The organism is Labilibaculum euxinicum, assembly GCF_009795715.1.
Lineage (GTDB): Bacteria > Bacteroidota > Bacteroidia > Bacteroidales > Marinifilaceae > Labilibaculum > Labilibaculum euxinus.
This window is the reverse complement of the sequence record NZ_WTCR01000004.1, coordinates 234,364-247,208: the sequence shown is the minus strand read 5'-3', so window position 1 is coordinate 247,208 and position 12,845 is coordinate 234,364. Positions and strand designations below refer to the sequence as shown.

Annotated in this window: 9 protein-coding genes; 8 read left to right on the top strand and 1 reads right to left on the bottom strand. The window is 36.2% G+C overall.

Annotated features, from left to right (window positions below):
* The first annotated feature begins 140 nt into the window (after positions 1–140).
* Genes GQR60_RS06570 through GQR60_RS06560 form a run of 3 tightly spaced genes read left to right on the top strand, consistent with a single transcriptional unit; the run spans position 141 to position 5,665 of the window.
* Complete coding sequence (locus GQR60_RS06570; RefSeq protein WP_124992168.1) at positions 141–4,145, top strand: hypothetical protein; 4,005 nt, start codon at positions 141–143, stop codon at positions 4,143–4,145.
* 36 nt (positions 4,146–4,181) lie between these two features.
* Positions 4,182–5,414: a nucleoside recognition domain-containing protein gene (locus GQR60_RS06565; RefSeq protein ID WP_124992167.1), complete on the top strand. Its 1,233-nt coding sequence runs from the start codon at positions 4,182–4,184 to the stop codon at positions 5,412–5,414.
* Between the two features lie 44 nt (positions 5,415–5,458).
* Entirely contained in the window at positions 5,459–5,665 is a 207-nt protein-coding gene (locus GQR60_RS06560) for an RNA-binding S4 domain-containing protein (RefSeq protein ID WP_156196232.1), read from the top strand.
* Positions 5,666–5,748: 83 nt separating this feature from the next.
* Here the strand turns inward: GQR60_RS06560 and GQR60_RS06555 are convergent, their stop codons facing one another.
* Positions 5,749–6,132: an SRPBCC domain-containing protein gene (locus tag GQR60_RS06555; protein ID WP_124992166.1), complete on the bottom strand. Its 384-nt coding sequence runs from the start codon at positions 6,130–6,132 to the stop codon at positions 5,749–5,751.
* Positions 6,133–6,351: 219 nt separating this feature from the next.
* On the opposite strand from GQR60_RS06555, the gene GQR60_RS06550 reads away from it, so the two are divergent.
* From GQR60_RS06550 to GQR60_RS06530, 5 genes are all read left to right on the top strand, one after another.
* The gene (locus tag GQR60_RS06550; RefSeq protein WP_124992165.1) at positions 6,352–7,650 is read left to right on the top strand and encodes a dihydrolipoamide acetyltransferase family protein; all 1,299 of its coding nucleotides are present in this window, start codon (positions 6,352–6,354) and stop codon (positions 7,648–7,650) included.
* A gap of 57 nt (positions 7,651–7,707) precedes the next feature.
* Entirely contained in the window at positions 7,708–9,750 is a 2,043-nt protein-coding gene (locus tag GQR60_RS06545) for an alpha-ketoacid dehydrogenase subunit alpha/beta (RefSeq protein ID WP_124992319.1), read from the top strand.
* Positions 9,751–9,850: 100 nt separating this feature from the next.
* On the top strand, positions 9,851–10,360 hold the full coding sequence (locus tag GQR60_RS06540) for a flavodoxin (protein WP_124992164.1): 510 nt from the start codon (positions 9,851–9,853) through the stop codon (positions 10,358–10,360).
* A 160-nt stretch (positions 10,361–10,520) separates the two neighbouring features.
* Positions 10,521–12,050, top strand: a complete 1,530-nt coding sequence (locus tag GQR60_RS06535) for a hypothetical protein (protein WP_124992163.1) — start codon at positions 10,521–10,523, stop codon at positions 12,048–12,050.
* Positions 12,050–12,535, top strand: a complete 486-nt coding sequence (locus GQR60_RS06530) for a GNAT family N-acetyltransferase (RefSeq protein WP_124992162.1) — start codon at positions 12,050–12,052, stop codon at positions 12,533–12,535. The genes GQR60_RS06535 and GQR60_RS06530 overlap by 1 nt, the downstream gene beginning before the upstream one ends.
* Positions 12,536–12,845: the final 310 nt, after the last annotated feature.

The window sequence follows — 12,845 nt, the reverse complement described above, 5'->3', positions numbered from 1 at the left end:
CTTTATTTAGTTTATAATCTTCTGTTTTCATTTCAAAATTTTAACTTTACCATTATTGCATTAGATTTTATTAGTTTGCAAGAAGAAGTGGCTGATAAGTCTATTTTTTTTTATGATAAAGTAAAAGCGTTTTTTTTGATATGAATAATTCTTCAAAATTTCACATATTAACAGTTTTTTCTATTTTTTTATTCTTTCTGTGTTGTTTTCCTGATTTCGCGGTTGCTCAGGATAAATATTCAATTTTCGGAAAAGTAAAGATTGAAAACGGAAGTATTGAGAATACTCGAATTACCATTTTAAAAAATGCAGAAAAGATGGAGTCGGGAATTGTTGATAATAGTGGTAAGTTTGAATACGAATTGGATTTTGGAAATGAATATATTTTCGAGTTTTCGAAAGAGGGATTTGTTACCAAGAAAGTAAGTATTTCCACTTTTGTGCCATTAGATATTCTTAGTAGGGACAATCAATTTCCACCCTTTAAATTTATGGTTTCCTTATTTCCAGCTTATGAGGGGCTTGACCTTTCTGTTTTTGATCAACCCATGGGAATGATCATGTACGATAAGGAATTAGATGATTTCGATTATGATCGGGATTACGATGCGCAAATTAGAGATGCAATTAAAAAAGCTGAGGAAGAAGCCAAAAAAAGAGCGGCAGAGTTAGAGGCGCAAAGATTGGCGAAAGAAAGAGCTTATAAGGCTGCGATTCAAAGAGGTGATGTTAATTTTAATGCAAAAAAATATGATCTGTCGAAAGCAGGTTATAACGAGGCTTTGGCGATTATGCCTGATGAGGGTTATCCAAAAGCACAATTGCAAAAAATTGATGAATTGATAGGGCAGGAGCTGGCCAATGCGGAGGAAAAAGCCCGTCTCGAAGCAGAGCGAAAAGCCTTGGAAGAAAGGTATTTAGCATTAATCACTCAAGCTGATAACCAATTCGAGGCTAAGGATTACAAACTTTCTAAAGCGAACTATACAAGTGCTTTAGACGTGAAGCCAAGCGAAGCATATCCTAAAAATCAGATTCAAAAAATTAGTGATTTGTTGGTGCAACAAGCACAGTTAGAGGCCGATAAAAGGGCTATGGAAGAGAAGTATGCATCAATAATTGCAATTGCAGATTCTCAGTTTTCATCGGGCGATTATCAGTCCTCGAAAAACAGTTATTCAGATGCTTTAAGTTTGAAATCTGAGGAGGAGTATCCCAGATTGCAAATTCAAAAGATTGATGAGATCTTGGCAGACCAGCAAGCTGAAGCTGATGAGGCTGCTCGCTTGCTTGCCGAAAAGAAAGCTTTGGATGAAAAATATGCATCGATCATTAATTTGGCTGATTCTCAATTTTTTTCTGGTGACTATCAGTCCTCGAAAAACAGTTATTCAGATGCATTGAGTTTGAAATCTGAGGAGGAGTATCCAAAATCTCAAATACTGAAGATTGATGGGATCTTAGCAGACCAGCAAGCTGAAGCTGATGAGGCTGCTCGTTTGGTTGCTGAAAAGAAAGCTTTGGATGAAAAATATGCATCGATCATTAATTTGGCTGATTCTCAGTTTTCTTCTGGTGACTATCAGTCCTCGAAAAACAGTTATTCAAATGCATTGAGTTTGAAATCTGAGGAGGAGTATCCAAAATCTCAAATTCAAAAAATTGATGGGATATTAGTAAGGCAACTGGCTGAGGCTGATGAGGCCGCTCGCTTGCTTGCCGAAAAGAAAGCTTTGGATGAAAAATATGCATCGATCATTAATTTGGCTGATTCTCAATTTTCATCCGGTGACTATCAGACTTCAAAGTCTACTTATTCAGATGCATTGAGTTTGAAAGCAAACGAAACATATCCAAAATTTCAAATTCAGAAGATCGATGGAATATTGGCACAGCAATTAGCCGAAGCTGATGAAGCTGCAAGATTGGCATCTCAAAAGAAAGCCTTGGATGAGAAATATGAATCTGTTGTTGCGTTGGCCGATTCACAGTTTTCAGCCGGAGATTATGATTCTGCTAAAAACACATACAAGGATGCTTTAAATTTAAAGTTGGCAGAGGCTTATCCAAAAACTCAAATTCAAAAGATCAATGAGATATTGGATGCTCAGCAAGCTGAAGCTGATAAGGCTACTCGTTTACTTGCTGAAAAGAAAGCCTTGGACGAAAAATATGCATCTATAATCAAATTAGCCGATTCTCAATTGTCATCTGGTGATTATCAGGCTTCTAAAACAAGTTATACCGATGCTTTAAGTTTGAAGGTTGACGAAGTTTATCCTAAATCTCAAATTCAAAAGATTGATAACATATTGGCAAATCAGCAAGCCGAAGCGGAAAATGCAAAGCGCTTGTTAGCTGAGAAAAAAGCCCTGGATGAAAAATATGCATCTGTCATCAAATTGGCTGATACCCAATTTTCATCAGAAGAATATCAATCAGCCAAAACCAATTATACGGAAGCTTTGCGTTTAAAAGCTGGCGAAGCGTATCCCAAAACTCAAATTCAAAAAATTGATGTGTTATTGGCGAATCAACAGGCAGAGGCTAATGAAGCAGCTCGATTGGCATCTCAAAAGAAAGCTTTAGATGATAAATATGCATCAATTATTGCATTGGCAGACTCTCAGTTTTCCAGCAGTGATTACCAATCGTCTCGAACAAGCTATAAAGATGCTTTAGAATTGAAGGGGAAGGAATCTTACCCAAAGGCACAAATCCAAAAAATTGATGATATTTTGTCTGAACAGAAACGTTTGGCCGAGGAAGAAGCTAGATTGGCTATAGAGAAAAAGGGACTGGATGAAAAATACAATTCATTTATTTCTTTAGCCGATTCTCAATTTTCTTCAGAAACTTATGAATCAGCGAGAAAAAACTATACTTTGGCTTTAGAAATCAGGAGTAATGAAAGTTATCCAAAAACTCAGATTCAGAAGATTGATGAAATAGTGAAACAGCTGAAAGCCAAGGCTGAAGAAGAAGCCAGAATTGCTGAGGCTTTGCGAGCCACTGAAAGAGAGTATAGTAATTGCATCGCTCTTGCTGATAAATATTATGAAGGAAAAAGATGGCAATCTGCAATTGGGGAGTATGAAAAGGCTCAAAAGCTGAAACCTAAGGATGTTTATCCTCCTAATCAAATAGAAGAAATTAAATTGATATTGAAAGAGCTGGAGAAGTTGGAAGAGGAAAAATCAACATTACAGTATCAGTACAAAGCTTTGCTTGAGGAAGCAGATCAGTTTTTTGGTCGGGAAGAGTACACATCAGCAATTGGAAAATATCAGGGAGCATTGGATTTAAAACCAGCCGAATCTTATCCTAAAAATCAGCTAAAGAGAATTGAAGTATTACTGGAGCAGCAAGCAAGAGAAGCTGAAAAATTGAAAGAGTTGAATCGTTTATATGGCGAGGAAATAAAATTAGGAGATAAATTTCTGAAAGAAGAGCAATTTAGTGTTGCACGTCATCATTTCAATTCAGCACTTAGTATGAAGCCTGAAGAGGAGTATCCTAAGCAGAAATTGGAAGAGATTGAGAAATTAGTGGAAGCTTTAAAGCTGGCTGACAAGGAGGTTGTTTCAAACAACCCAACTAATTTTGAGAAAAAACTATCTATTGCAAAGGAACGGGAATATGCATCAAAAATTGCAAAGGCTGATGATTCATTTAACGCATCGCATTTTACGGTAGCGAAGGTGATGTACGAAAGAGCTCTTGAATTATTCGATAGAGATTATCCTAAAAAGAAATTAAAGGAAATTGATAAATTGATAAGAGAAGGTAAGAATTCTGAACTAACAGAGGAATATCGTAAATTAATTGCCCGAGGTGATGAAGAGTTGACTAAAAAGAACTATTCCGTAGCAAAATTCTATTATCAGAAAGCCAAGGGCTTAGATACTTCTGAAAAGTATGCCAATAAGCAATTGGATAAAATTGAGGAGTTTATCAATTCGAAGAAAAATCAGAAGCTTGAGGCTGAGTATAAAAAAGTTGTTACCCAGGCAGATGAAGCATACGATAAGGGAAATTATTCTGTTGCCCGTTTCTATTACAGAAAGGCTAAGAATCTAAAATCGAATGAGTCTTATCCAAAAGAAAGATTGAAATTGATACAGGAAAACCAGAGAAGCAAGTAGTATTTAACCACATTTTAATATATTAAAAATAAGTTTATGGCCTTAAATTACCTTTGGATTTTCTTTTTTGTTGTTGCTTTTGTTGTTGGATTGATCAAGTTGATCATTTTTGGTGATATGGAGGTATTCCCTAATATGGTAAACTCCACATTCGATATGGCAAAAACAGGTTTTGATATTTCTCTTGGCTTAACAGGTGTTTTAACCTTGTGGTTAGGAATAATGAAAATCGGAGAAAATGGAGGAATTGTAAAAGTTTTTTCCCGTTTGATTGGTCCGTTTTTCAACAAGTTGTTTCCTGAAATACCCAAAGGACATGTTGCACACGGTTCGATAATGATGAATTTAGCTGCAAATATGCTCGGTTTGGATAATGCAGCTACGCCATTAGGATTAAAGGCGATGAAGGAAATGCAGTCTGTTAATCCATCGGAGGACACCGCATCCAATGCACAAATTATGTTTTTGGTGCTGAATACTTCCGGATTAACGATTATTCCAATATCTATTATGGTTTACAGGGCACAATTAGGAGCTGTGAATCCTTCTGATATTTTTATCCCCATATTACTGGCAACTTATTTTTCTACACTGGCTGGTTTGATTAGTGTTGCAATTGTACAGAAAATAAAACTTTGGGATAAAGTTATTTTGGCTTATCTGGGAGGATTAACTGTCTTTATTATTGGGTTGATTACTTATTTTTCAAGCTTGGAAAAGGATCAGATAACTCAAATTTCTACTGTAGTTAGTAATGTATTCTTATTTTCTATCATTATTGCATTTATACTTTTGGCAGCACGAAAAAAGGTGAATGTTTATGAGAGTTTTATAGATGGAGCAAAAGAAGGATTTTCAATTGCCATTAAAATTATTCCTTATTTGATTGCTATTTTGGTTGCAATTGGTGTATTCAGAGCTTCCGGAACAATGGATTTAGTGATTGAAGGAGCGCGGCGGTTTTGTCTTTTTGTTGGTGTAAATTCCGATTTTGTAGAAGCCTTGCCTACCGCATTAATGAAACCATTGAGTGGTAGTGGTGCCAGAGGAATGATGGTGGATGCGATGCAAACGCACGGGGCAGATAGCTTTGTTGGCAAATTGGCATCAACGCTGCAAGGTGCCACAGATACAACTTTTTATATTATTGCCGTGTATTTTGGAGCTGTGGGAATTAAGAATACCCGATATGCTGTTACTTGTGGATTAATTGCTGATTTTGCCGGTATTGTTGCCGCCATAGCAATTGCTTATTTGTTCTTTCATTAAGAGGCGAAAAAGATTACTTTTGCGACTCAAATTACTAGATAGCTATGATAAAATTTAAGATTGAAACTGAATATATTGAGTTGATTAAGTTGATTAAAGTAACTCGTATTAGTGAAAGTGGCGCTCAGGCTAAGATTTTTGTTGAAGATGGAATTGTATTTCGAAATGGAGAAGTGGAAACTCGTAAAAGAGCAAAAATTCGTCCCGGTGATAAAATTGAAATTTTCGATGAAGTGATTATCGTAGAATAATTCTTCTGAAAAAACAGAAAAAGCGCAGGCACTTTTAAAATGTCTGCGCTTTCTTTTGGATATAAGCTAATGGCTAAAATCTATTAATAAAACTCTAAAAAGTTTTTAACCGACCCTAAATAGTAATCTTTCCAACCTTCAACAATCTCATCGTAAGCTTCATCAGGTATGTTGGTGTGAGTCAGTTCAATTCGAGATCTTGAACCGGCTTTTTTAATCAGCAAGGTCACGATAGACGGACTTTCGGTTTCTCCAAAGAACCACTCCTGAACAATCTTATAATCTTTAACAATTTCCAGATTAACACCCGTAATATCTCCTTCCCAAAGAGAGAAAACAGTGCCGGGGTTTTCATCCATTACTGCAGGATAACCAGTCCAAAGTTCAATTTGAAAAGAATTGGTTAGGGCGTTATATACTTCTTCCTGCGAGGAAGTGATTTCTAGGCTAAATGTGAATTCTTTCATTTCATGTTATTTTTCAGTCTCAAAATTAATCTGAATAATAAGAATGTAGTACCTTTTATAAAATAATTTTATCCATATCAAGGAAATCTATACGATAATAAAAAATTGTAATGTGGAGATTGCAATTATTAATAGCTTTAATAAATCTAAATAAGAATAAATTTTTATATTTGTATCGAAACATTTAAATATGATTATAAATATTAAACTATAAGTTATATGTCTAGCTTTGAAATCATAATGCCTAAGTTGGGCGAGAGCGTACAAGAAGCTACTATCACGAAAATGTTCGTGAAGTTGAATGATCAGGTGGAAGAAGATGATATGCTTTTTGAAATTGCAACAGATAAAGTAGATTCTGAAATACCTTGTCCGGTAGACGGAAAAGTAATTGAAATCCGATTTAAAGAAAATGATGTTGTTCCTGTTGGCGAGGTTGTTGCGATCATTGCCTTGGGTGATGCAGATGATGTGGAAGAGCCGGTTAAAGCAAGCGTTAGCACTTCTGTATCCGAAACAATTCCTCAGGAAGCTGCAGGAAGTGTAAGTACCTCTGATATTCAATCTGCTTCAGGTCGATTTTATTCTCCGCTTGTGAAAAGCATTGCGAAAAGTGAAAATATTACTGTTCAAGAGCTGGAAACAATTACTGGACATGGTACCGAGGGAAGAGTTCAAAAACAAGATGTTTTGGATTACTTGTCCAGTCGCAATGGAACAACTGTTTCTGCTCCTGAAGTTAAAACTGTTTCTGCTCCTAGTCTGGCCCAGGCAACTGAAAAACCAAAAGTATCCATGTCGATTGGAGCACAGGATCAGATTGTGGAAATGGACCGTATGAGAAGAATCATTGCCGATCATATGGTGATGTCGAAGCAAACATCTCCGCACGTCACCGCAATGGTAGAAGCTGATGTTACCGATATGGTTAATTGGAGAAATAAAGTAAAAGATGAGTTCTTTAAAAAAGAAGGGACTAAGATTACTTACATGCCAATTATTATTGAAGCCGTTTCTAAAGCTTTACGTGATTTTCCAGGTGTGAATGCTTCTGTTGACGGATACAATGTTATTCTGAGAAAGAATATTAATGTTGGTGTTGCAGTAGCTCTTCCTAGTGGAAACTTAATTGTTCCCGTTATTAAAAATTCAGATCAGAAAAACCTAATTGGTTTGGCAAATGATATGAATCGTTTGGCAACCGATGCACGAAATAATAAATTAAGTCCAGATGATATTCAGGGCGGGACATTTACAATATCAAATTTTGGGTCCTTCAAAAATGTAATGGGTACACCAATTATCAATCAGCCACAGGTTGCAATTTTAGCTGTTGGAACCATTGAAAAGAAACCTGCAGTAATCGAAACTCCGGCCGGAGATGCAATTGTTGTTCGTCAGAAAATGTTCCTGTCTCTTTCCTACGACCACCGGGTTGTTGATGGAGCTTTGGGGGGAGCTTTCTTACGAAAAATTGCAGACTATTTGGAAGAAATTGATAGTAACAGAGCATTTTAAATCATGGAAACACTGGAAATAACATCCGTAGAAAGTACTACGGACAAAACTAATAAGATGACTGAAAGTAAAAAGTTTAGCATTAAAAAAACCTCGAAGGAATTGCTTGGTCGTTGGTTTCATTTGATGACTTTGGGTAGAGCATTGGATGAGAAAGCACCCAATTACCTAAAGCAGGCAATTGGCTGGTCTTACCATGCTCCTTATGCCGGTCATGATGGAATTCAATTGGCTATTGGGCAGGTATTCGATCGTAAAACAGATCACCTATTCCCTTATTACAGAGACATGCTGACCTCTATTTCGGCGGGTTTAACTGCTGAAGAGATCATTTTTAACGGGATATCAAAAGATACAGATGTAGCAGGTGGCGGTCGTCACATGTCGAATCACTTTGCAAAGCCGGAATGGAATGTTCACAATGTATCTTCCTGTACAGGAAATCATACTTTGCATGCAGTAGGTTTAGGCCGCGCAGTAAAAAAATACAAGCACAAAGGAGTTGTAATTAGTTCTCAGGGAGAATCGTCGGTATCGGAAGGATATGTTTACGAGGCCATTAACGGAGCAACCAATGAGCAGCTTCCTGTAGTATTTGTATTTCAGGATAACGGATATGGAATTTCGGTTCCTAAGAAAGATCAGACAGCGAACAGAAAAGTTGCTGATAACTTCCGTGGAATGAAGTACCTGAAAATTATCCATTGTAACGGAAAAGATGTTTTCGATTCGATGAATGCAATGACTGAAGCAAAACAAATTGCATTGGAGACTTCAACTCCGGTAATTGTTCAGGCCAACTGTGTTCGTATGGGCTCGCATTCCAATTCCGATAAGCACGAGTTGTACCGCGATAACGCCGAATTAAACTATGTTACCGAATACGATCCATTGGCTAAGTACCGGAGATTGTTGGTTCGTTACAAGCGTTTTACGGAAGAGGAACTGTTGGCTATTGAAGCAGAAGTGAAACTGGAAGTTAAAAAAGCGCATAAAGCTGGTTTGAGTGCACCGGATCCTGATCCGGCATCCATTCACGATTTTGTGATCCCGGAACCTTATGTTTCCGAGAAATATCCAGAAGGACTGCACAATTTCACCGGCAACAACAAAAAGTTGATTGAAGGATTGAATGAGACACTAAAGGCAGAATTCCGTCTTAATCCAGATACTTTTATTTGGGGACAGGATATTGCCAATAAAGATAAAGGCGGGATTTTTAATGTTTCCAAAGGGATGCAGCAGGAATTTGGTAAAGACAGGGTATTTAATGCTCCTATTGCCGAAGACTATATTATGGGAACAGCAAATGGAATGAGCCGTTTCAACGATAAAATCAGAATTGTTGTTGAAGGAGCTGAATTTGCTGATTATTTTTGGCCTGCAATGGAGCAGTTTGTAGAAACAACTCACGAATATTGGAGAACAAAAGGACAGTATTCACCGAATATTACCGTTCGTTTAGCATCTGGTGGATATATTGGCGGAGGATTGTATCACTCGCAGAATATTGAAGGAGCTTTGGCAACTTTCCCAGGTGTTAGAATTGTTTACCCATCGTATGCTGATGATGCTGCAGGTTTGTTGCGTACCAGCATCCGTTCGAAGGGAATGACGGTATTTATGGAGCCGAAAGCTTTGTATAACGATCCGAAAGCATCGGCGGCAGTACCAGAAGACTTTGAAGTTCCGTTTGGAAAAGCTCGGGTTAGAAGAGAAGGTGCTGATTTAACGATTGTGACTTATGGAAATACAACTCATATGTGTGTTGAGGTTGCTGATAAGTTAGCCGAAGATACAGGCAAACAGGTTGAAGTTATTGATCTTCGTTCATTGGTTCCGATGGATATAGAAACAATACTAAAATCGGTAGCGAAGACCAATAAAGTAATGGTTGTTCATGAAGACAAAGTATTTTCAGGATTTGGAGCTGAAATTTCGGCAACAATTACCGAAAAAGCTTTTGATAAATTGGATGCTCCGGTAAAGCGTGTAGGATCTGAATTTACACCGGTTGGTTTTAATCGTATATTGGAAAAAGCAGTTCTTCCAAATAATGATAAAATTTATGCAGCAGCAAAAGAGCTGATAGAGTATTAATATCAGATTAGGAGATATAAGCTATGAGATTTAGGACATTTTTAAAGCGCTCAATTTTTTCCTCATTTCTCAGTTCTCACATCTAAACCCCAAAGATAAAATGAAAAAAATAGGTTTATTCTATAGTTTCAATACGAACAAAACAGCTAAAAATGCTGAAAAAATAAAAAAAGCTTTTGGATCTTCAGCAGAAGTGGAAAGTGTAAATGTTGAGGACGTTGACGAAGAAATGTTTCTTGCTTACGATAATTTAATATTAGGTGTTCCAACATGGTTCGATGGTGAATTACCAAACTACTGGGACGAGTTTATGCCTGCTATTGAGGATCTAAAGCTAAAAGGCAAAACAGTTGCTTTGTTTGGTTTAGGCGATCAGGTTGGATATCCTGAAAATTTTGTAGATGCAATTGGTCTTTTGGCAATTGCACTGGAAGAACGAGGAGCAAAAGTAATTGGATTGACTTCTCCGGAAGGCTATAAATTTGAAAAGTCTGTTGCTTTACGCGATAGCAAATTCTTAGGTTTGGCTCTCGATATCGAGAATCAGGCAGGTTTGTCAAACGAAAGAATTGAAGCTTGGGTAGAGCAATTAAAAAAAGAGTTTAAATAGATTCCTTTATTGTAATTAAATAGTTGACAGGCTTCTCCGAAAGGGGAAGCTTTTTTTGTGGATAGAATCACGGAATAATTTTTTCAAATTATTTTTTTGTGATATTATTATGTTTTTCTATTTTTAAAAGCGTCTAACTTTAATTTCAAGCATTGTCCCAATGAAAAATATTAATCAATGTCCTTCAGGATTAATTTATAATGGTTTATCCATTGTCTATTTACATTCCTTTTCGATAGGAAATAAAGTAAAATTTGATGATCAACATGTATTTGTTGAAACCCTTACTAATTCTATTGACCATCAGATTTTTAATTTGCAGGGACTTGGTGATGAGAAGTTAATTTGCAGGTATAAATTGAAAGGTTTCAGAACCATTATAAAACTTGAAGATAATGGCCCTGAGATCAATGGATATGTGCATGTTGAAGCATCTTTATTTTTTAATAATACAGTATGTATTTCCTATCGGTTGGTGATTGATTCAACCAAAGATTTAGACTGGGATCATGAAGGTTTTTGTGAATCAAGTACTTCATTAAATACGGATGAGCTAATTGCGCTTGCAGGAATCCCATTGGCTACTGAGCATTGGTCGCAAAATGGAGATTTGGATTGTTCTGATATAGATAACGATGTTGAAAGCATCAGTATCTCAGAATTGTATCTTGATGAATCGACCAACTGGTTAGATATTCCTGTTGAAAAAACGGGTAAGAAAGAGGTATTTTTAAAAGTTCTTGAGCGATACAAATTTTTGTTTACTAAGAGCAATTCCGAAAGTTCGATAGTTGATCCAATATATGTTTTTATTGATGTTTGGGAGAATGTTGGTCATCAGCAGGGAATAAGCTTTGCAAAAATGGCTGAAGATGAAATTATCGAACACATCGAAAATCATCATCAATCTGAAATGATAGGCTTGCTTACTCTTTATCCGTATGAATGGCCCTATCGGTTGAGTTCAGATTTTGAAGAGATATGTGGAAAGAATATTGCTATTGACACAGATGATCTTGTTTTAGCAAATCAAAATATTTGTATTGTATTTGGAACTTATGGTTTAAGAGGGAAGGATTCGCCAACCGATTGGAAAGAGCATTTGGCCGAAAGAGCAAAATATCATGTGTCTTGGCCTGAATATTTGTTGATTGTTGAAATGATAATCGCTAAGAAACAAGCAATAAATAATGCTCTTTCTCATTTTATCAATAACACAATTAAGGTGTCCCGACAAAAAAACACACGCAAATTGATCGAAGAAAATGCCTTGCTTACACTTGAAATATCAAATACCTTATTAAAGCTTGATGCAGTAAGATTTTCCCGATTTGTTTCTCATAAAATTATGTATGAGCGTACGGAGAAAAGACTTGGTTTGGAGAGAGATTACAATCAGTTACAGAATGCAATTAGTCAAATTGACCAATCTTTAAATAATGTGACAAACAGCAGGGAGATAAAGCAAGCTAATTTATTAAATCTCATTTTAGGAATTATTTCGGTAGCCTCGCTTTTTAGTATTTTACTGACTCCGGCAGAATTGCCGTTTTTTAAGGCAATTGCTGCCGATGAAAGGCTCGCATTCAATGGAGGTGTAACAATTATCATCCTTACATTTTTATTAATATTTTTAAGTGTCGTGTTTGGTGCATTCAGACTGATTAGAACTATTTTTTATAGAAAATAATGATACGTAAAGCAACAGAGCACGATAAGGAACAGATTGTTAATCTGTTTTGTGAAAACATAAAAAAGCAAAAATCTTATATCTCTCATGGTGAAATACAAATGGGAATTGCTTTGGATACAGGAATATTGGCTGAAAATTATTCTTTGCTATGGAAAGAATATTTAGATGCCCAAATGAATGAGTTTAAGGATACGGTTTTAGTTTCGGAAGAAAACGGGACTGTAAATGGGTTTATTATTGGAGAAATTGCGAAGGATCGAAATGAATGTTTTGGTGTAATTTGTGATATTGTGGTTGATCAATCATGCCGGAATATGGGCGTTGGAGTCTTGTTGTTGGAGTCATTAATAAGCACTTATCAATCTAAAGGTGTTACCGATTACTATTTAGAATCTGGAATTAATAATCATGAGGCTCATCAGTTTTTCGAAAAGATGGGATTCGGGAAAGTTTCAGTTATTTATCGGAGGAAGGATACGTGAAATTGCAATCGGAATTGTAGTGAAATTTAATTAGAACCTTTTTAAATCAGTTGTATAAGCTGTCATCTCCAATTACAGGTCCGAAAAAAATTATAGATTTACCACGTCGAGAAAAACTTATGAATAGAATTATTCCCATACTACACAAACATTCCTACAAAGGCCTCTACGAATGCTGGATTTGTTGATCCAGCCTTTTCCATTTTTATTCAATCCGAAGTTTTCTTGTTTAGTCTAACTACCTAAAATTCATACTTGTTTGATGATATTCTGCACGGTATCAATTGATGAGACATTTACTATTTTAATG

Coding starts and splice junctions, on each gene's coding strand:
- GQR60_RS06545 (WP_124992319.1), top strand. CDS start 7,708: ATGACTGAAAGTAAAAAGTTTAGCATTAAAAAAACCTCGAAGGAATTG.
- GQR60_RS06540 (WP_124992164.1), top strand. CDS start 9,851: ATGAAAAAAATAGGTTTATTCTATAGTTTCAATACGAACAAAACAGCT.
- GQR60_RS06530 (WP_124992162.1), top strand. CDS start 12,050: ATGATACGTAAAGCAACAGAGCACGATAAGGAACAGATTGTTAATCTG.
- GQR60_RS06535 (WP_124992163.1), top strand. CDS start 10,521: ATGAAAAATATTAATCAATGTCCTTCAGGATTAATTTATAATGGTTTA.
- GQR60_RS06570 (WP_124992168.1), top strand. CDS start 141: ATGAATAATTCTTCAAAATTTCACATATTAACAGTTTTTTCTATTTTT.
- GQR60_RS06565 (WP_124992167.1), top strand. CDS start 4,182: ATGGCCTTAAATTACCTTTGGATTTTCTTTTTTGTTGTTGCTTTTGTT.
- GQR60_RS06555 (WP_124992166.1), bottom strand. CDS start 6,132: ATGAAAGAATTCACATTTAGCCTAGAAATCACTTCCTCGCAGGAAGAA.
- GQR60_RS06560 (WP_156196232.1), top strand. CDS start 5,459: ATGATAAAATTTAAGATTGAAACTGAATATATTGAGTTGATTAAGTTG.
- GQR60_RS06550 (WP_124992165.1), top strand. CDS start 6,352: ATGTCTAGCTTTGAAATCATAATGCCTAAGTTGGGCGAGAGCGTACAA.